Source organism: Corallococcus sp. EGB (assembly GCF_019968905.1).
Classification (GTDB): Bacteria; Myxococcota; Myxococcia; order Myxococcales; family Myxococcaceae; genus Corallococcus.
On the sequence record NZ_CP079946.1, the window covers coordinates 7871805 to 7890305 of the forward strand.

At 71.9% G+C, this 18501-nt stretch carries 17 protein-coding genes; 10 read left to right on the plus strand and 7 right to left on the minus strand.

From position 1 onward, the window contains the following. Positions 1-28 precede the first annotated feature (28 nt). From KYK13_RS31920 to KYK13_RS31935, 4 genes are all read right to left on the minus strand, one after another. Positions 29-1051 (minus strand): 2-dehydropantoate 2-reductase, encoded by a 1023-nt coding sequence (locus KYK13_RS31920; protein WP_223637493.1) that lies wholly within the window; start codon positions 1049-1051, stop codon positions 29-31. A gap of 13 nt (positions 1052-1064) precedes the next feature. Next, complete coding sequence (locus KYK13_RS31925; RefSeq protein ID WP_223637494.1) at positions 1065-1640, minus strand: CPBP family intramembrane glutamic endopeptidase; 576 nt, start codon at positions 1638-1640, stop codon at positions 1065-1067. Between the two features lie 155 nt (positions 1641-1795). Further along, positions 1796-4264, minus strand: coding sequence for a S8 family peptidase (locus KYK13_RS31930; RefSeq protein ID WP_223637496.1), 2469 nt, complete (start codon positions 4262-4264; stop codon positions 1796-1798). A gap of 127 nt (positions 4265-4391) precedes the next feature. After that, positions 4392-5642, minus strand: a complete 1251-nt coding sequence (locus tag KYK13_RS31935; RefSeq protein WP_223637498.1) for an NAD(P)/FAD-dependent oxidoreductase — start codon at positions 5640-5642, stop codon at positions 4392-4394. Positions 5643-5830: 188 nt separating this feature from the next. On the opposite strand from KYK13_RS31935, the gene aroF reads away from it, so the two are divergent. Genes aroF through KYK13_RS31975 form a run of 8 tightly spaced genes read left to right on the plus strand, consistent with a single transcriptional unit; the run spans position 5831 to position 12630 of the window. Next, positions 5831-6856 carry a 3-deoxy-7-phosphoheptulonate synthase gene (gene aroF, locus KYK13_RS31940; RefSeq protein ID WP_223637502.1) on the plus strand — a complete coding sequence of 342 codons (1026 nt, stop codon included), beginning with the start codon at positions 5831-5833 and terminating at the stop codon, positions 6854-6856. A gap of 3 nt (positions 6857-6859) precedes the next feature. After that, positions 6860-7876, plus strand: coding sequence for an anthranilate phosphoribosyltransferase (gene trpD / locus KYK13_RS31945; protein WP_223637505.1), 1017 nt, complete (start codon positions 6860-6862; stop codon positions 7874-7876). A 58-nt stretch (positions 7877-7934) separates the two neighbouring features. After that, positions 7935-8750, plus strand: a complete 816-nt coding sequence (locus KYK13_RS31950) for an indole-3-glycerol phosphate synthase TrpC (protein ID WP_223637508.1) — start codon at positions 7935-7937, stop codon at positions 8748-8750. Next, on the plus strand, positions 8747-9379 hold the full coding sequence (locus KYK13_RS31955; RefSeq protein WP_223637511.1) for a phosphoribosylanthranilate isomerase: 633 nt from the start codon (positions 8747-8749) through the stop codon (positions 9377-9379). Before KYK13_RS31950 ends, KYK13_RS31955 begins: the two co-directional genes overlap by 4 nt. Before the next feature lie 11 nt (positions 9380-9390). Further along, positions 9391-10596: a tryptophan synthase subunit beta gene (gene trpB / locus KYK13_RS31960; RefSeq protein ID WP_223637513.1), complete on the plus strand. Its 1206-nt coding sequence runs from the start codon at positions 9391-9393 to the stop codon at positions 10594-10596. Next, positions 10593-11384: a tryptophan synthase subunit alpha gene (trpA, locus tag KYK13_RS31965; RefSeq protein WP_223637515.1), complete on the plus strand. Its 792-nt coding sequence runs from the start codon at positions 10593-10595 to the stop codon at positions 11382-11384. Before trpB ends, trpA begins: the two co-directional genes overlap by 4 nt. 46 nt (positions 11385-11430) lie before the next feature. Next, positions 11431-11982, plus strand: a complete 552-nt coding sequence (locus KYK13_RS31970) for a GNAT family N-acetyltransferase (protein ID WP_223637518.1) — start codon at positions 11431-11433, stop codon at positions 11980-11982. A gap of 51 nt (positions 11983-12033) precedes the next feature. Beyond that, positions 12034-12630 carry a histidine phosphatase family protein gene (locus tag KYK13_RS31975; RefSeq protein ID WP_223637520.1) on the plus strand — a complete coding sequence of 199 codons (597 nt, stop codon included), beginning with the start codon at positions 12034-12036 and terminating at the stop codon, positions 12628-12630. Positions 12631-12636: 6 nt separating this feature from the next. On the opposite strand, the gene KYK13_RS31980 is transcribed toward KYK13_RS31975, so the two are convergent. From KYK13_RS31980 to KYK13_RS31990, 3 genes are all read right to left on the minus strand, one after another. Next, on the minus strand, positions 12637-13200 hold the full coding sequence (locus KYK13_RS31980; protein WP_223637522.1) for an aminodeoxychorismate/anthranilate synthase component II: 564 nt from the start codon (positions 13198-13200) through the stop codon (positions 12637-12639). Further along, positions 13197-14693, minus strand: a complete 1497-nt coding sequence (locus KYK13_RS31985) for an anthranilate synthase component I family protein (protein ID WP_223637524.1) — start codon at positions 14691-14693, stop codon at positions 13197-13199. The genes KYK13_RS31980 and KYK13_RS31985 overlap by 4 nt, the downstream gene beginning before the upstream one ends. Before the next feature lie 72 nt (positions 14694-14765). Continuing rightward, entirely contained in the window at positions 14766-15668 is a 903-nt protein-coding gene (locus KYK13_RS31990) for an SH3 domain-containing protein (RefSeq protein ID WP_223637526.1), read from the minus strand. A gap of 202 nt (positions 15669-15870) precedes the next feature. On the opposite strand from KYK13_RS31990, the gene KYK13_RS31995 reads away from it, so the two are divergent. Then, positions 15871-16893 carry a ligase-associated DNA damage response exonuclease gene (locus KYK13_RS31995; RefSeq protein ID WP_223637529.1) on the plus strand — a complete coding sequence of 341 codons (1023 nt, stop codon included), beginning with the start codon at positions 15871-15873 and terminating at the stop codon, positions 16891-16893. Between the two features lie 3 nt (positions 16894-16896). Then, entirely contained in the window at positions 16897-18495 is a 1599-nt protein-coding gene (locus KYK13_RS32000; RefSeq protein ID WP_223637532.1) for an ATP-dependent DNA ligase, read from the plus strand. Positions 18496-18501 lie beyond the last annotated feature (6 nt).

Sequence of the window (18501 nt, forward strand, 5' to 3'; positions counted from 1 at the left end):
TTCGGACCCGCCACGCCGTGCGTGCTGCCTACCGCTTCGCGCTCTCCAGGTCCGCGAGCAGCGCCTCGCCGGTCCATGCGCGGTGGTTCCCCGCTTCCGCTTCGTGGATGAGCGCCACGAGCCGGGCGTTCACGGGGGCGCGCAGGCCGTGCTTCGAGGCCAGCCGGACCACCTCGCCATTGAGATAGTCCACCTCCGTCTTGCGCCCCGCATGCAGGTCGTCCCACATGGACGAGCGCGCCTTCGGGTCGATGGCCAGCATCTTCTTCGCCAGCGTCGCGAACACCGCGTCCGGTGAGAGCAGCAGCAGGGGGATCCACCCCGGCGGCAACGGCGTCAGCCGCGCGGGCTTCACCCCGGCACGCGCCAGCACCGCGAACGCCTCGCCTTGAGCGAGCGCCAGGCACCGCCGCCACGCGCGCTGGGACAGCTCCTCCTTCAGCGGCAGGTCAGCCAACGCGTTGAGCGCGTTGTTGAGGTTGAAGAGCAGCTTCGCCCACTGCACCGCGACAATGTCCGCGTGCTGCTTCAACGGCAGCCCCGCGCGCGCGAAGGCCTCCACGAACGGCGCGAGCGCCGCGTGCCGCTCCACCTCCAGCGTCCCTTCCGAGCCCGCATGGAAGTGGCCCTGTCCCTGCGCCGCGACGTTGAAGGGCACCATCCCCGTGAGCACCGGGCGGCCGCGCAGCAGCCCGCGCAGCACCTCCGCGTTGTGCAGCCCGTTCTGGAAGCTGATGACGAGGGTCCCGGGCTTGAGCCTCGAGGCGAGCGTCCGTGCCGCGTCCTCCGTCGCCGCGGACTTCACCGTGACGAGCACCAGGTCCGCCGAGGCCAGCGCGTCCGGCTCCGTGCCGATGCGCACGTCCGCCGCGGGCACCTTCAGGTCCGCGCCCTGCCAGTCCGTCAGGTGCAGGCCGTGCGCGCGCACCTCCCCGACGATGCGCTCGCGGCCGATGAAGCGCACCGTCGCGCCCGTCGCGGCGAGCCGCCCGCCCACGTAACAACCGATGCTGCCCGCGCCGAAGACGACGATTACAGGAGCCGAAGCCATGGCGCGCATCGTGTCACGTCGCGGGCCACACCACGACGATGAGCACGTCCCACAGGGCATGGCTCACCCATGACGCGAGGGGCGTCCGGCGCCACTCGGCCAGCGCGCCCCAGGCAAGCGACGTGGGCAGCGCGGCCAGGGCCAGCAGCGGCTCACCGAAGCCCAGCAGCACCAGGCTCGACAGCACCGCAGCCCCAACGACGGCGCCCCACCGCCCCAGCCGGGGCCGCAGCGCGCCCTGCACCCATCCACGCCAGAACAGCTCCTCCGCGGGAACGAGCAGCAGCACCAGGGCCAGCGCCATCCCCAACGACCCCGTGCCGAACGTCGAGTAGATGGCTTGCAGCGGTCCGCAGAGCGCGTCCGTGAGGCCGCCGCAGGAGGCCCACAGGAAGGCCCTCGCGCCCGCGTACAGCACCACCGCCTGGGCGGTGCCCCACGCGGCGTCCGACGGCGACAGGGAGGGAGGCGGCCTCCGCCAGGGGCCCATCGCCCGCCACGTCACCGCGAGCCACGCGGCGCAGAAGACGGAGGCGACGGCGAAGAAGCGCGGCGGGTGCACGTGCACCAGCGCCGTCCAGGCCAGCACGCCGCCAGCGGCCGCGGCCCGCCAGACCGGCAGGGCCGCCCCGCCAGCTGCCGGCGGTCCAACGGAAGAAGCAGTCATCGCGCGCGGCAGCGTAGCCCGGCGCGAGGCCCACCGGCGGACGCGTTCATCCGCGTGCCGCCAGTGGACGCTTCACGTCACGGGGTGAGGCACACGCCGTTGCCCGCGCCATCGTCGCTGCACACGTAGCCGGAGCGGCACACTCCGGAAGCCCCCGGCGTACACGACGCGAAGCAGTAGGCGCTGGAGCCGGACGAGTTGCTGTAGCAGGCGGAGCCCGCCGGGCAGCTCGACGACAGACAGTCCTGGGTGCAGTAGCCGCCCGGGAAAAACGTGCCCGTGGCGCACATGCCGTTGGTGCCGCACTCGCTGCTGCTGGTGCAGGGCGCTCCAATCTTCGACGGAGTGGAGTGGTCGTCGTCCGACTGGTACGGCACCAGGGTGAAGCTGATGCCGCTGGCCGTCCGGCCCTTGGAGACCGTCACCGTCTCCACCTGGGTGACGTCACGCCAGAAGCCCACGCGGTCGCCGTCGCCGAAGTAGTTCCCATCGTCATTGTCGTCGATGGACGCCAGCACCAGGTAGTCGTGCGGGGTCAGCTTCACGTTGTAGTTGTACCCACCGGCCGCGGGCACCAGGGCGATGCCGTCGTCGTCGACCTGCACCTCGCCCGCGGCGTCCAGGTACGCGAACCCGACGACCGCGTCCTTGTCATTCGTGGCCCCCACGCGGAACTTCACCAGCACCTGCGCGTTGCCCGCGCCCGACGCGCCAGTGAGGTCCACCTGCGCCACGTAGTTGCCCGCCGGCAGCGAGCCCGGATTGACGCTCACGTTCAGCGACGCGGACTTGTACGCGGGGATGGACAGCGACGTGCTGGAGACGGACACCGAGGAGGCGTTGGCGCCGGAGACGCCCACGCCCACCTGCAGCGTGCCGCCGCCGTTGTTGCGCACCGTCAGCGCCTGCGAGGACGTGCCGGTGAAGGACAGCTGCGTGGTGGTGATGGACAGCTTCGGCGGCTTCGCCGGGTCCCCGCCGCCCTTGGCGCGCAGCACGGCGGCGTACGCGTCCACCAGGCCCGCGCCACAGCCCTCGGAGCACTGGCTGGACGTGTCCGCGGTCTCCTTCAGGATGCTCTCCACCTCCGCCGCCGTGAGGGTGGGGTCCTGCGCCAGCATCAGCGCGACGATGCCCGCCACGTGCGGGGTGGCCATGCTGGTGCCCTGGTACCACTCATACGAGGGCTGGTTGCTGCTGTTGGGCAGCGTGGACAGCACGCCGTCCGGGAAGCCGTCGCCGTTGCGGTCCTCGCTCGTCTGGCCACCGGTGGCCATCACGTCCACCTGCGTGCCGAAGTTGGAGTAGTTGGCGCGCTTGCCGTTGAAGCGCACCGCCCCCACGCAGATGACGTTCTGCTGGTTGCAGGGGAAGCTGTTGGAGGTATTCGAGTTCTCGTTGCCCGCGGCCACCACCAGGATGGCCTTGCGAGCGATGGCCGCGTTGATGGCGGCCTGCATCTCCGAAGACGCGGAACCGGTGCCACCCAGGCTCATGTTGATGACCCGCGCGGGCGTGGTGTTCGCCCGCACGCCGGGGACAGAGCCGCCGCTGGCCCAGGTGATGCCCGCGATGATGTCCGCCAGCGAGCCGCCCTGCGTGCCCAGCACGCGCACCGGCAGGATGGTCCGTCCGGACCAGGTGACACCCGCCACGCCCACGCCGTTGTTGGACGACGCGCCGATGGTCCCCGCCACGTGCGTGCCGTGGAACGATGAGCCGCCGTTGGGCAGGTCCTTGCCGTTGTCCGTCGGGTCGTTGTCCACGCCGTCGCCGTCGCCCGCGTTGGCGGCGCTGGAGATGAGGTCGATGCCGGGCAGCACGCGCGAGTCCAGGTCCGGGTGCTTCGTGATGCCGGTGTCCACCACCGCCACGACAATGGACTCGCTGCCCGTGCCCAGGTCCCAGGCCGCCGGCAGGTTCATGTTCTTGTAGTGCCACTGCCGCGAATAGAGCGGATCATTCGGCACGGCCAGCGCCCGCACGCGCAGGTTGCTCTCCGCGTTCTGCACGCCCTGCGCGGCCTGCACCTGCTGGAGCACGCGCACGTGCTCGGCCTCGGTGAGGGCGCGCACGGTGGGCGCGGCGCCGGACATCGCCTGGGGCTGGCTCACCTCATAGCGGAGCAGGTGCTGCGTCTCGCTCAGGAAGGCCTGGTGCACCACGTGGTAGCCCGCGACGCGCGCCCGCGCGACGGCCTCCTCGGCGGACAGGTTGGGCGTGTCGAAGTGGACGATGAGCTCCCCCGGCAGCAGCGACGCCTGGTGCGTCAGCGGCTTGGACGGGATGCCCGTGCGCCACACGCCCCGCGCCGCCAGGGCATTGGAGACCTTCTGGGACAGGTTCTTCGCGCCCGGCAGGGAGAAGAACGCATCCAGCGACGACCCGCCGTTCGCGGAGGAGGAGCCGGCCTGGAACGGCTGCAGGGTTCCCGAGACGGCACCCTTCGACGCGTTGGTGTTGGTGTCGTCATCATCGTCGGTGCTGTTGCTGCCGGGACAGGCCACGAGGCCGAGCAATCCCAGGAGGGCAAGGCGGCGGAGCATGAACGAAGTCCTTGGAAGTACGAGGTGCGCGTCCGACCCTAGGTCCGCTGCGGGCAATGCGTCCAGCCGCCCGACGCCTGGCTGGCTGCTCTTCATGAATGGCAGTCTTTCGCGGAGCGCTGACGACTCAACGGCCCAGGTCCAGCAACACCGCCTCCGCGGCGCGGCGCCCCGACGCGAGCGCGCCGTCAATCGACGCGTTCTCGCGATGGTCTCCGCACACGTAGAGCCCCGCGGCCAGCCGCACGGGCCGGTGCGGCTCCACCAGCGCGGACGGCGGCTGCGCGGGCAGTGCGTCCGGAATGACATAGCTGCGCAGATGCCGCCACGCGGACACCGCCGCGCCGAACCACTCCGTGAGCTGCGCGCGCACGCGAGCCTCCAGTGACTCCGCGCCGCCCGCGTCACCCACCACCGACACGGACACCAGCGCCTGCCCCTTGGGCGCGTACGTAGCGGACACCTCGCTCATCACCGCCACGTTGTTCACCGGCCCGCGCCCCTCGCCGTCGAGCACGAGCCACGGCCCCTCCACCGGCGGCTCCGGCGCGGCGAAGTACAGGCACGTCACGCGGTTCATCCGGGGCGCGGGCATGCCCACGAGCAGCGACGCCGCGGTGGTTGGATCCGTCGCCACCACGACCGCGTCCGCGTGCACCAGCTCCCCGCCCGGCAGCCGCACGCGGTGCCCCCACACCTCCTCCACGCGCACGCGCATCCGCAGCGCGGCGGACGGCAGCCTCGCCGCCAGCTGGTCGGGGATGGCGCCCATGCCCTCCGCGGGGACGGCCGCGTGGCCCGTCGCGAACATCCGGAACACGAACTCCAGCATCCGGCTGGACGTCGTCAGCCCACGCTCCAGGAAGATGCCGCCGAAGAAGGGCGTGAAGAACGCCTCGAGCATCTCCTCGGAGAAGCCCAGGTCGCCCAGCAAGCGCCGCGACTCCTGCTGGGGCCGCTGCCACAAGTCGCTCAGCTCGCCGGACGTGGCGTGCTGCCGCAGCTCCAACACGCGCAGCTTGTCCGTCAGGCCCCCCGGCGCGTCGAACAGATGTGACATCGCGATGACGGGCCGCCGCAGCGGGTCCGCCAGCGTGTGCAGCCGCCCACCCCGCCACACCTTGGCGCCCGGCATGAAGCGTTGGAGCGCCAGGGCCTTGAGGTCCAGCACCCGCCGACCTTCCGGGTAGGCCGTGAGGTACACCTGGAAGCCTCGGTCCAGCAGGAACCCTTCGTGCGAGTCGGTGCGCACTCTGCCGCCCGGTGCGTCCCCTGCTTCCAGCACGTGCGCGTCCACGCGCGCGTCGAGCAGCGCCGTCGCGCACGCCAGGCCCGCGAGCCCACCTCCCACCACGATGACCCCGGGCCGCTTCGCCATGGTCCGCCTCCCGTCCAGCGAGCGTGCGGACCCTGGCTTGATAACGCCAGGACGTGCAAGCGAGACTCCAGTTCGGTTGCGGGCATCCGACAGTTCCGGCAAAGGTTTTGCCGTGCACGGTGCTCCAGGCATCCCCACGCAGGCATCCGCCCGCGTGCCCTTTGGAGAGAAAGAGCAGGAGTTTCCCCATGTTGATCGTGATGCGCCCCGACGCGACGGCCCAGGACATCGAGCGAGTGAACGATGAGATCCGCCGCCGCGGCTGGCATCCGCACGCGATCCCAGGAGGCTCCCGCACCGCCATCGGCATCACCGGCAACCCGGGCGCGGTGGAACCGGAGCCCTTCCTCGTGCTGCCCGGCGTCGCGGACGCGGTCCCCATCTCCCAGCCGTTCAAGCTCGTCAGCCGTGAGGTGAAGCAGGAGGACAGCCAGGTGCGCGTGGGCGACCTCACGCTCGGTGGCGCCGCCATCCACGTCATCGCGGGCCCCTGCTCCGTGGAGTCGCGCGAGCAGATCATCTCCACCGCCCAGGCGGTGAAGAAGGCGGGCGCCACCATGCTGCGCGGCGGCGCGTTCAAGCCCCGCACCAGCCCCTACGAGTTCCAGGGCCTCAAGGGCGACGGCCTGGCGCTCCTCGCGGAGGCGCGCAAGGAGACGGGCCTGCTGGTGACGACGGAGGTGAAGGACACGGCGACGCTGGCCTCCGTCGTGGAGCACACCGACATCCTCCAGGTCGGCGCGCGTAACATGCAGAACTTCAGCCTGCTGGAGGCGGTGGGCGAGACGCGCAAGCCCGTGCTGCTCAAGCGCGGCATCAGCGCGACCCTCAAGGAACTCTTGATGGCGGCCGAGTACATCGTCGCGCGCGGCAACACGCAGGTCATCCTCTGCGAGCGCGGCATCCGCACGTTCGAGACGATGACGCGCAACACGCTGGACCTGAACGCGGTGCCCATGCTCAAGGCGCTCACGCACCTGCCGGTGTTCGTGGATCCGTCGCACGGCATCGGCGTGCGCAAGGCCGTGCCCGCGATGATGCGGGCCGCGGTCGCCGCGGGCGCGGACGGCCTCATCGTGGAGGTGCATCCGGATCCGCCGCGCGCGAAGTCGGACGGCTTCCAGTCGCTGGACTTCTCCGAGTTCGAGAAGGCCATGGGCGAGGTGCGCGCCATCGCCGCCGCGATGGGACGCGAAACGGTCAGGTTGGGATAGCCCATGACGCTCAAGGAAGCGCTGGGCAAGGTGGTGGGCCGGCGCGACCTCTCCCGCGAGGAGATGGCCTCTGTCATGGGCCAGATGCTCGCGGGCGAGGCCTCCGCCGCGCAGGTCGGTGCGCTGGCGGCCGCGTTGCGCATGAAGGGGGAGACCGAGGACGAGATCCTCGGCGCGGCGGAGGCCATGCGGGCCTGCGCGGCGAAGATTGCGCCCCAGGCGGAGGTGGTGCTCGACACCTGCGGTACGGGGGGTGATGGGGCGCACACCTTCAACATCTCCACCGCGGTGGCCTTCGTGGTCGCCGGGGCGGGAGCGACGGTGGCCAAGCACGGCAACCGCGCGGTCTCCAGCCGCTGCGGCAGCGCGGACGTGCTGGCGGCGCTGGGCGTGTCCATGGACCGGGCGCACGCGCAGGTGGCGCGAGACATCGACGAGCACGGGGTGGGCTTCCTCTTCGCGCCCTCGCACCACAGTGCCTTGAAGCACGTGGCGCAGGCGCGCAAGGACCTGGGGTTCCACAGCGTGTTCAACCTGCTGGGGCCGCTGACGAACCCCGCGGGGGCTCGCTACCAGCTCCTGGGCACGTTCGACCGGCAGCGCGTGGAGCAGACCGCGCGGGTGCTGGGGCGGCTGGGCAGCCGGCGCGCCTGGGTGGTGCACGGGCACGACGGGCTGGATGAGATTTCACCGTGCGCGCCCACGGAGGTCGCGGAGCTGTGCGAGGACGGCACCGTGCGCCGCTTCACGGTGACGCCGGAGGACGCGGGCCTCTCCACGGTGACGCGTGAGTCCATCGCCGGGGGCGACGCGGAGGAGAACGCGAAGCGCCTGCGCGCGCTGCTCGCGGGAGAGCGCGACGGCGTGCGCACGGCGGTGCTGCTCAACGCGGCCGCCGCGCTGCTCATCGTGGGGCTGGCGAACGACTTGAAGGAGGGCGTGAAGCGGGCCGAGCACGCCATCGACTCCGGGGCCGCCGAACGCAAGCTCACGGCGCTCATCCGGAGGGTCGCGGCATGACGGCGCGCCCCCCGGACGTGAAACCGGCGGCGGCTCCGCGTACGCGAGGCATGCCGTCATGACGACCCCATCCTCGCCAGCGAAGCCCGTGGAAGCACCGGGCACGCTGGACGTCATCATGGCGCGCAAGCGCCGGGAGCAGGGCACGCGCCCTCCTCCCACGCACGGCGCGCAGCCCCCGACGCGGGACTTCGCCCAGGCGCTGGTGCGGCGCGTGGGACATCCGGTCAACGTCATCGCGGAGGTGAAGCGCAAGAGCCCTTCGGGTGGCGCCTTCCCCCACGGGGACGTGGTCGCGGTGGCCCGTTCCTATGAGGCCGCCGGCGCGTGCGCCATCAGCGTGCTCACCGACGGGCCGGACTTCGGCGGCAGCCTGGAGGACCTGGTCGCGGTCCGGGCCGCCGTCTCCATCCCCGTGCTGCGCAAGGACTTCCTCGTCGCCGCCAGCGACGTGGAGGAGAGCGCGGCCTGGGGCGCGGACGCGGTGCTGCTCATCGCGGACGCGCTCGGGGATGCGGAGCTCCGCGAGATGCTCGCCGCCGCGAAGCAGGTGCGCGTGGCCGCGCTCGTGGAGGCCCACACGGAGGCGCACGCCGAACGCGCGCTCGCCGCGGGCGCGACCATCATCGGCCTCAACAACCGCGACCTCGCCACGCTGAAGACGGACACCGGCACGGCGCTCCGGGTGATGCCCGCGCTGCGCTCCCGGTCCACCGCGCTGGTGGCGGAGAGCGGCCTCAAGAGCCTCGCGGACCTCACCGCCGCGCGCGACGCGGGCGCCAACGCCGTGCTCGTCGGGGAGTCCCTCCTGCGTGACGCGGATCCAGGCCGCGCCCTGCGCCGGCTGCTCGGGCTGGAAGGCAGCGGGACATGAACGTCCTCGTGAAGGTCTGCGGCGTCACGCGCGTCGAGGACGCGAAGGGCGTTTGGGCCGCGGGCGCGGACGCGATGGGGCTCAACTTCCATCCGCCCTCGCCCCGCTTCGTGGACCTGGCCACGGCGACGGCGCTCGCGCGCACGCGGCCTCCTCTGGCCGCCGTGGTGGGCGTGTTCGTCAACGCGAAGCCGGAGGACATCCGCGCGCGCGTGCGCGAGTGCGGCCTCACCGCCGTGCAGCTCCACGGCGACGAGCCGCCCGAGGCCTGCTCCGGCTACGGCGTGCCCGTCATCAAGGCGCTGCGCGTGCGCGGACCGGACGACGTCGCGCTCGCCCGGACCTACGTGGGCGTGGGCGACGTGGCGGGGCTGCTGCTGGACGGCGCGGCCCCGGGCTACGGCGGCGGCGGCGTCACCTTCGACTGGTCGCTGGTGAGGCAGCTTTCGGACTGCGGCCTGCCCGTGCTGGTGGCGGGCGGCCTCAAGCCTTCCAACGTGGCCGAGGCCGTGAAGGCCACCCGGCCCTACGGTGTGGACGTGGCCAGCGGGGTGGAGTCCTCCCCTGGCATCAAGGACCTGGACGCGGTGCGCGCCTTCGTGCGCACGGTCCGGTCCCTCAACCTCTGAGGAGTCGTGCCATGACGACGGACACTGCCGTGGGCCGCTTCGGCCGTTACGGCGGACGCTATGTGCCGGAGACGCTGGTCCCGGCGCTGCTCGAACTGGAAGAGGCCTACGCGAAGGCGCGGGCGGACGCGTCCTTCGGTGACGAGGTCACCCGCGTGCTGCGCGAGTACGTGGGCCGCCCCACCACGCTGACGCCCGCGCACCGCCTCACGGAGGCCTGGGGCGGCGCGCAGGTGTGGCTCAAGCGCGAGGACCTGGCGCACACGGGCGCGCACAAGATCAACAACACCGTGGGCCAGGTGCTGCTCGCCCGGCGCATGGGCAAGAAGCGCATCATCGCGGAGACGGGCGCCGGCCAGCACGGCGTGGCCACCGCCACCGCGTGCGCCCTCTTCGGCCTGCCCTGCGAGGTGTTCATGGGCGCGCTGGACGTGGAGCGCCAGGCGCTCAACGTCTTCCGCATGCGCGCGCTGGGGGCGGTGGTGCGGCCGGTGGAGTCCGGCTCGCGCACGCTCAAGGACGCGATGAATGAGGCCATGCGCGTCTGGGTGTCGCAGGTGCAGGACACCTACTACGTCATCGGCAGCGCGGCGGGTCCGCACCCCTACCCCACCCTCGTGCGCGACTTCCAATCCGTCATCGGCCGCGAGCTCCGCGCGCAGACGGTGGCCGCCATGGGCCGTCTGCCGGACGCCATCATCGCGTGCGTGGGCGGCGGCTCGAACGCCATCGGCGCGCTGCACCCCTTCATCCCGGACGCGGAGGTGCGGCTCGTGGGCGTGGAGGCCGGGGGCCACGGCCTGGACTCCGGCCAGCACGGCGCGTCGCTGACGCTGGGCACCGAGGGCGTGCTGCACGGCTCGCGCTCGCTGGTGCTCCAGGACGAGCACGGCCAGATTCAGGAGGCGCACAGCATCTCCGCCGGCCTGGACTACCCGGGCGTGGGGCCGGAGCTGGCGCACCTGGCGAAGACGGGGCGCATGGAGGTGCGCACCGCCACGGACGACGAGGCGCTCGCCGCCTTCTACGAGGTCGCGCGCCTGGAGGGCATCCTCCCCGCGCTGGAGACGTCGCACGCGTTCGCGGCGGCGCGCTCGCTGGCCCGCGACCTGGGCAAGGGCAAGCACCTGGTCATCAACTGCTCGGGCCGCGGCGACAAGGACGTGGCGACCATCTCGGCGCGCGGCGTGCCGCCGGCCACGGGGGTGAAGTCATGAGCACGGAGCTGGGCAAGGCGTTCGCGAAGGCGAAGGCCCGCGGCGAGGGCGCGCTGGTGGCGTACGCGATGGCGGGCGACCCGGACCTGCCCCGTTCGGTGGACGTGTTCGCCGCCATGGTGGAGGGCGGCGCGGACGTGCTGGAGATTGGCGTGGCGTTCAGCGACCCCATCGCGGACGGCCCCGTCATCCAGGCCGCGTCCGAGCGGGCGCTGAAGGCCGGCGCCACCCTGCGCCGCGTGCTGGACGAAGTGGTGCCGGAGGTGCGCCGCCGCTGCCCGGAGACGCCGCTGGTCATCATGACCTACGTCAACGTGGTGATGGCCATGGGCGAGGAGCGCTACGCGAACCTCGCGCGCGAGCGGGGCATCGCCGGCACCATCCTCCCGGACCTGCCCCCCGAGGAGAGCGCCGGCATCCGCGCCGCGTTCGACAAGGAGGGCGTGGACCTGGTGCCCCTGTGCGCGCCCACGACGCCGCCCGCGCGCGCGCAGGCCATCGCGAAGGACGCGCGGGGCTTCGTGTATTGCGTGTCCGTGGCGGGCGTCACGGGCATGCGCTCGGAGCTGCCGCCGGACCTGTCGCAGCGGTTGGAGCTGGTGAAGCGCGCCGCGTCCGTGCCGGTGGTGGCGGGCTTCGGCATCTCCAACGCGGACACGGCCCGGCCGCTGGTGGCCCACGCGGACGGCGTCGTGGTGGGCAGCGCGCTGGTGAAGGCCGCCCACGCGGACGGTCCGGGCGCGGCGAAGCAGCTCTGCATGGACATCAAGCGCGGCCTGAAGCGCTAAGGTCCGCTCCACGCGCCGGCACGTCGCCGGCGCCTGGAGACCGGACATGCACACTCCGCCCATCCTGGGGCCCACCCTCGAAACACCGCGCCTCATCCTGCGCCCGCCCACCCTCCAGGACCTGGATGGCTTCGTGGCGATGATGGCGGACGAGGAGAGCGCGCGGTACATCGGCGGTGTCCAGCCCCGCTCCAACGTGTGGCGCGCCGTCTGCGCCATGGCCGGCTCCTGGGCGCTCCAGGGGTTCGCGATGTTCTCCGTCTTCGAGAAGGCCACCGGCCAATGGGTGGGCCGGCTCGGCCCGTGGCAGCCCGCGGACTGGCCGGGCCCGGAGGTGGGCTGGGGTCTGTCGCGCGACGCGTGGGGCAAGGGCTACGCGACGGAGGGCGCCGCCGCCGCCATCGACTGGGCCTTCGAGCACCTGGGGTGGACGGAGGTCATCCACTCCATCTCCCCGCCCAATGAGCCCTCGAAGCAGGTGGCCCGCCGGCTGGGTTCGCGCTTCCTGCGCGTGGGCATGCTGCCTCCGCCCTACAACGACCACGACATGGAGATCTGGGGGCAGAGCCGTGAGGAGTGGCGAACACGCAGGCGGTAGCGCCAGCACTTTTCCCTCCCGTCCCAGCAGGGGCTGACGCAGATTGGCGCCATGAACACACGCGCGCCCCAGGTGGTCCTCGTCCGTCACGGTGAGACGGAGTGGAGCCGCAGCAGTCAGCACACCGGCCGCACGGACCTGCCGCTGCTGGAAGAAGGCCGCCGGATGGCGGAGCGGCTCCGCGCGCCGCTGAGCAAGTGGCGCTTCGCCGCCGTGTGGACCAGCCCGCTGACGCGCGCACTGGAGACGTGCGTGCTCGCGGGCTACGGCGACGTGGCCCGGAAGAAGGACGACCTGAGGGAGTTCGACTACGGCGACTACGAGGGGCGCACCGGCGCGGACATCCGCACCACGCGCCCGGGCTGGACGCTGTGGAAGGACGGCGTCCCCAACGGCGAGACCATGGAGGAGGTGGGCGCCCGCGCGGACCGCATCATCGCGGAGGCGCGAGCCCTCCAGGACGACGTGCTCCTCTTCTCCCACGGGCACATGCTGCGCATCCTCGCCTCGCGCTGGCTGGGCCTGCCCCCGGACGGAGGCAGGCTCTTCCACCTGGGCACGGCGTCCATCAGCGTGCTGGGCTCCGAGGCCGGCGGCAGCCAGCCGGTCCTCGTGAGCTGGAACGACACCACGCACCTGACGGACTGACGTCCGCTACAGCTTCCCCTCCAGGAAGTTGCGCACCAGCGACGGGCCCTCCGGCGTGAGCACGCTCTCCGGATGGAACTGCAGGCCCACCACCGGACGCGACCGGTGGCGCAGCGCCATCACCAGGCCATCCTGGCTCCACGCCGTGGCCTCCAGCTCCGAGGGCATGGAGTCCGCGGCCACCACCAGCGAGTGGTAGCGCGCCGCCTGGAAGCCCTGCTTCACGCCCGTAAAGACGCCGGTGCCGCCGTGGCGGATGTGGGCGGCCTTGCCATGCACCGGCTCCGGCGCGCGCACCACCCGCCCGCCGAACGCCGCGCCAATGGACTGGTGCCCCAGGCACACGCCCAGCACCGGCACGCGAGACTGGGAGATGGCCGCCACGCTCACCCCGGCCTCGTGCGGCGTGCACGGCCCCGGGGATACCACCAGGTGCGACGCGCCCGACGCCGCGATGCCCGCGACATCCAGCGCGTCGTTGCGCACCACCTTCACCTCCGCGCCCAGCGTGTAGAGCAGCTGCACCAGGTTGAAGGTGAACGAGTCGTAGTTGTCGATGACGAGGATCACCGCCCACCTCCTTCGCGAGCCAGGCGCAGCGCGGCGGCCATGGCGCCCGCCTTGGCCTCCGTCTCGTCCGCTTCCTTCATGGGGTCCGAGTCCGCCACCAGCCCCGCGCCGGCGGTCCACATCGTGCGGTCGCCGTCCACGAAGAAGGTGCGCAGCGCGATGGCCACGTCCAGCGTGCCGCAGAAGGACAGGTAGCCCACCGCGCCGGCATAGGGCCCGCGCCGCATGGGCTCCAGCTCGTCGATGATCTGCATCGCGCGGATCTTGGGGGCCCCGGACACGGTGCCCGCGGGGAAGGTGCTCGCCAGGGCGTCCAGCGCGTCGAAGCGCGTGGTGTCCAGCTTGCCGCGCACCTGGGACACGATGTGCATCACGTGGCTGTAGCGCTCGATGATCATCAGGTCCTCGATGCGCACCGTGCCCGGCGCGGCCACGCGGCCCACGTCGTTGCGCCCCAGGTCCACCAGCATGATGTGCTCGGCGCGCTCCTTCTCGTCCGCGAGCAGCTCCTTCTCCAGCCGCAGGTCCTCGGCCTCGGAGCCGCCCCGGCGGCGCGTGCCCGCGATGGGCCGCACCACCACGTCCCCGTCGCGCACCTGCACCAGCAGCTCCGGTGATGCGCCCACCAGCGCTCTCGCCTCGCCCAGGTCCACCAGGAAGAGGTACGGCGACGGGTTGACGCGCCGGAGCGCGCGGTAGAGCGACAGCGGGGGGATGGCGCCCTTCGCCTCGAACCTGCGCGCGAGCACCGCCTGGAAGCAGTCACCCGCGCGCACGTACTCCTTCACCTTGTCCACCGCCCGGGCATAGCCCTCGCGATCCCAGCACGCGACGGGGGCCGGCGCGTTCTTCTGCGCGGGCGCGGCCGCGTAGGCCTCCGGCGGCAGCGGACGTCGCAGCTTGTCCGCCAACGCCTCCGCTCGCCCCTCCGCGTCCTTCAGCGCCGCCGCGACGCTGCCGTGCAGCGCGGGCCGCGCGATGGCGATGGCCTTGAGCGTCTGGGTGCGCGTGTCGTGGGTGACGAAGTCCTCGGCCACGAGCCACTCGGAGTCCGGGAAGCCCGTGTCGCGCGGGTGGCGGTCCGGCACGCTCGGCTCGAACCACGACGTGGCGTTGTAGCCCAGGTAGCCCACGAGCCCGCCCAGGAAGGGCGCCTCGCCCGGCAGCGTCGCCACGGACAGCTCACGCCACAACGTGCGCAGCACGTCCAGCGGCCGGCCCTCGCGGCGCTCCTCGTGCGAGCCGCGCCACAACGTGAGCCCGTCCCGGTCCAGCCGCACGCGGCCCGCCGGGTTCACGCCCACGTGGCTGTAGCGCCCGAAGCGCTCGCCGCCGTAGCACGACTCGAGGATGAAGCCGCGGCTCCCACCGCCCAGCTTCAGGTATGCCGACAGCGGCGTGTCCAGGTCCGCCGGCAACTCCACCGACACCGGCACCGCCTGACCCGCTTCCGCGCGCTGCCGGTAGGCTGCCTTCCGCTCCTGCGCATCCATGGTCGATTGCCCTGAGCCCCTCTTCCATCACCCGGAGGGGCGCCCGGGTGCCCGGCCTTCCGGGCCCTGCACCTACGGCTTCGCGACGTTCTTCGCCTGGGCGAACACGCCGTCCTTCCACTGATAGACCTCGCGCTCCGTAACCGTCTGGGGCTTGCCTTCTTCCTCTTCCTCGACGTTCGTGCGCACCACCAGCGCGCGCTTCGCGGCCGCCTGGAAGGAGACCTTGAACGTGCTCTCGTTCGGAGGATCCATCAGCCCGCCCAGCTCCAGCGCCAGCTTCGCCCTGCCCAGCACGCCCGGCTTCCCGTTCGCCCCGGTGTAGCTCACGTAGGACGTGACGAAGTCGCCACAGCGCTCCGGCGCGGAGTCCAGCCGCAGCAGCGTCACGCCCGCCTCCTTCGCGGGCACCAGCTTCACCGTCACCGGCCCTCCCTGGCCGCCGCCATACACCGTGGACGCCACCGCCACGTCCACGCTGCTCACGCGGCGGGGCGGCTTCACGTTCGGTTCCAGCACGCGCACGCGCGCCTTGAACTCGTTGCTCATCACCACCGTGGCCACTTCCAGCTCGCCATCGCCGTCCAGGTCGGCCTCGAAGCGGAACGGCGTGAGCGTGTTGCCGAAGACCCAACCGGTGACCGGGGCCGCGCCCTTCGCGTCCACGGCGGACACCTGGTACCAGGTGTTGACGTAGTCGCCGACCTTCGCGCGCGCCCCCGCCTTCAGCACCTTCACGGGAGTGCCCAGCATCAGCGTCCGCACCACGGACCCGTCCGCCGCCGCGCTCGCGCGCAGGTTGGCTTCGTCCACGCCCATGTAGACCGTCTGCCCCGCCGTGAAGGCGGTGAACTCGAAGGACGCCGGATCCGGCGCGCCCTCCTCCGCCATGGGCGCGCTGTATTCGAGCACGGCGTCCGAAGCCGGAGCGGACTGTGCCAGGGTGAGGGACACAAGGAGCGCGGACGTCATCATCGCGGAAGGGTCCGAGGTGGAGGGGTTGACGGGTTTATCCCCTGTCCACGGCCACCATCCAAGGGGCCCTCCGGTCGCTGGCGCCGTCGTTTGGACCGCAAGCAGGGCCAGGACGGACGCCCGCCCCCTTGTCAGCGGAGCGCGCCCGTCGCTCCGGCCGTGAGTGGCTCCGGTCGCAAGGCCTCGTTACCTCTAGAGGACCGTGGCCACCGCGACCCACCAGGAACGAACGCCGCTGGTTTCCGTGACGCCGCGGGGGCTGTATTGCGAGGCGGGGAACTTCCACATCGACCCCTGGCGCCCGGTGGAGCGGGCGCTCGTCACGCACGCGCATGGTGACCACGCCCGCAGCGGCAGCCAGCGCTACCTGGGAGCCGCGCCTGGCCGAGGCCTGTTGCAGCGCCGGTTGGGCGCGGACGCGGTCATCGACACGCTGGAGTACGGCGAGGCGCTGAGGGTGGGCGACACCACCGTGAGCTTCCACCCGGCGGGCCACGTGCTGGGCAGCGCGCAGATCCGCGTCGAGCACCGGGGCGAGGTCTGGGTCATCTCCGGCGACTACAAGCGCACGCCGGACCCCACGTGCGCGCCCTTCGAAGTGGTGCGCTGCCACACCTTCATCACCGAGGCGACGTTCGGCCTGCCCATCTACCGCTGGGATGATCCGCGCCTCGTGGCGCAGGACATCCTGCGCTGGTGGGACGCGAACCGCGAAGCGGGGCGCTCCGCGGTGCTGTTCTGCTACGCGCTGGGCAAGGCGCAGCGGCTGCTGGCGGAGCTGGGAAGGCTGACGGACCGGCCGGCCTACGTGCACGGCGCGGTGAACGGGCTCGTCACGGCGTACCGGGAAGCGGGCATCGCGATGCTGCCCACGCAGCTGGTGTCGGAGACGGAGAAGGGCATGTCCTTCGCGGGCGCGCTGGTGCTGGCGCCGCCGAGCGCGGCCGGCTCCACGTGGATGCGCCGCTTCGGTGAAGCGGAGACGGGCTTCGCGTCGGGGTGGATGCGCGTGCGAGGCAACCGGCGCCGCCGCGGCCACGACCGGGGCTTCGTGCTCTCCGACCACGCGGACTGGCCGGACCTCCTGCGCACGGTGGCGGACACACGCGCGGAGAAGGTGCTCGTCACGCACGGCTACACCGACCCCTTGTCGCGCTACCTGCGGGAGCGGGGCGTGGATGCCTCGCCGCTCGCCACGCCCTTCGAGGGCGAAGCGGAGGACTGATCCGTGCGAGCACTGGCCGACCTCTACGACACGCTCGACCAGACGACCTCCACCAACGCGAAGGTGGAGGCGATGGCGCGCTACTTCCGCACGACGCCGCCGGAGGACGCCGCCTGGGGCCTGTTCTTCCTCACGGGCCAGAAGCTCAAGCGGCTGCTCACGTCGAAGCTGCTGGTGGGCTGGACGCAGGAGCTGACGGGCATCCCGGACTGGCTCTTCGCCGAGGTCTACGCGTCGGTGGGAGACCTGGCGGAGGTGATCGCCCTGCTGCTCGACGGAGCGAACCTCCCGCCCGAGCACGCCGAGGAGATTCCCCTCTCACGCTGGCTGGAAGAGCGCCTGTTGCCCCTGCGGGGTCTGGACGCAACAGCGCAGCGCGAGCGCGTGGTGGGCTGGTGGAGGTCCATGCCCCGCCGAGAGCTCTTCCTGCTCAACAAGATGCTCACCGGCGAGTTGCGAGTGGGCGTGTCCAACACGCTGGTGGTGCGCGCCATCGCGCAGGTCACGGGCCTGCCGGCGCCCAGCGTGGCGCACCGGCTGATGGGCACGTGGACACCGACGAAGGCGTTCTTCGAACGGCTCGTGGCACCGGACGTGGCGGACGGGCACGTGTCGCGCCCCTATCCGTACTACCTCGCCTCCCCGCTGGAGCAGCCCGCGGAGTCGCTGGGCGAATTGAAGGCCTGGCTCGTCGAGTGGAAGTGGGACGGCATCCGGGGCCAGCTGATCCGCCGCCAGGGTGACGTGTTCCTCTGGAGCCGCGGCGAGGAGCTGATCACCGAACGTTTCCCTGAGATCACCGAGGCCGCCCGGGTCCTACCCGAGGGCACGGTGCTCGACGGCGAGGTGATGGCCTACGAGGACGGCGTCCCCCTGCCCTTCGCCCGGCTCCAGCGCCGCATTGGCAGACAGAAGCTCACGCCCAGGGTGCTGGCGGAGGCCCCCGCCGCGTTCGTCGTCTACGACCTGCTGGAGCAGGACGGGAAGGACGTGCGCGAGCTTCCCCTGCGCGAGCGCCGCGCCAGGCTGGAGTCCCTGCTCAAGGAGCATCCGCGCTTTCCCATCTCGCCAGCGGTGACGGCGCCGTCGTGGGAGGCCCTGGCGGAGCTCCGCCAGGAGTCGCGGACGCGCAACGTCGAGGGCCTGATGATCAAGCGCCTCGACTCCGTGTACCAGACGGGGCGCAAGCGCGGCGACTGGTGGAAGTGGAAGATCGACCCATACACGGTGGACGCGGTGCTGCTCTACGCGCACCCGGGCCACGGCCGGCGCTCGTCGCTCTACACGGACTACACCTTCGCGGTGTGGAACGGCGAGGACCTGCTCCCGGTGACGAAGGCCTACTCCGGCCTCACCGATGAAGAGATTGGCCGGCTGGACCGGTGGATCCGGGCCCACACGCGGGAGAAGTTCGGCCCGGTGCGCTCGGTGGATCCGGAGCAGGTGTTCGAGCTGCACTTCGAAGCCATCGCCCCCTCTCCACGACACAAGTCAGGCATCGCCCTGCGCTTCCCCCGCATCGCGCGCTGGCGAGCGGACAAGACCGCCAGGGACGCGGACACGCTCGATTCACTGAAGGGGCTGCTCCATGCAGCCCACTAGGACCCG

Coding starts and splice junctions, on each gene's coding strand:
- KYK13_RS31970 (WP_223637518.1), top strand. CDS start 11,431: ATGCACACTCCGCCCATCCTGGGGCCCACCCTCGAAACACCGCGCCTC.
- KYK13_RS31985 (WP_223637524.1), bottom strand. CDS start 14,693: ATGGATGCGCAGGAGCGGAAGGCAGCCTACCGGCAGCGCGCGGAAGCG.
- KYK13_RS31935 (WP_223637498.1), bottom strand. CDS start 5,642: ATGGCGAAGCGGCCCGGGGTCATCGTGGTGGGAGGTGGGCTCGCGGGC.
- KYK13_RS31950 (WP_223637508.1), top strand. CDS start 7,935: ATGACGACCCCATCCTCGCCAGCGAAGCCCGTGGAAGCACCGGGCACG.
- trpB (WP_223637513.1), top strand. CDS start 9,391: ATGACGACGGACACTGCCGTGGGCCGCTTCGGCCGTTACGGCGGACGC.
- KYK13_RS31930 (WP_223637496.1), bottom strand. CDS start 4,264: ATGCTCCGCCGCCTTGCCCTCCTGGGATTGCTCGGCCTCGTGGCCTGT.
- KYK13_RS31955 (WP_223637511.1), top strand. CDS start 8,747: ATGAACGTCCTCGTGAAGGTCTGCGGCGTCACGCGCGTCGAGGACGCG.
- trpD (WP_223637505.1), top strand. CDS start 6,860: ATGACGCTCAAGGAAGCGCTGGGCAAGGTGGTGGGCCGGCGCGACCTC.
- KYK13_RS31920 (WP_223637493.1), bottom strand. CDS start 1,051: ATGGCTTCGGCTCCTGTAATCGTCGTCTTCGGCGCGGGCAGCATCGGT.
- trpA (WP_223637515.1), top strand. CDS start 10,593: ATGAGCACGGAGCTGGGCAAGGCGTTCGCGAAGGCGAAGGCCCGCGGC.
- aroF (WP_223637502.1), top strand. CDS start 5,831: ATGTTGATCGTGATGCGCCCCGACGCGACGGCCCAGGACATCGAGCGA.
- KYK13_RS31975 (WP_223637520.1), top strand. CDS start 12,034: ATGAACACACGCGCGCCCCAGGTGGTCCTCGTCCGTCACGGTGAGACG.
- KYK13_RS31990 (WP_223637526.1), bottom strand. CDS start 15,668: ATGATGACGTCCGCGCTCCTTGTGTCCCTCACCCTGGCACAGTCCGCT.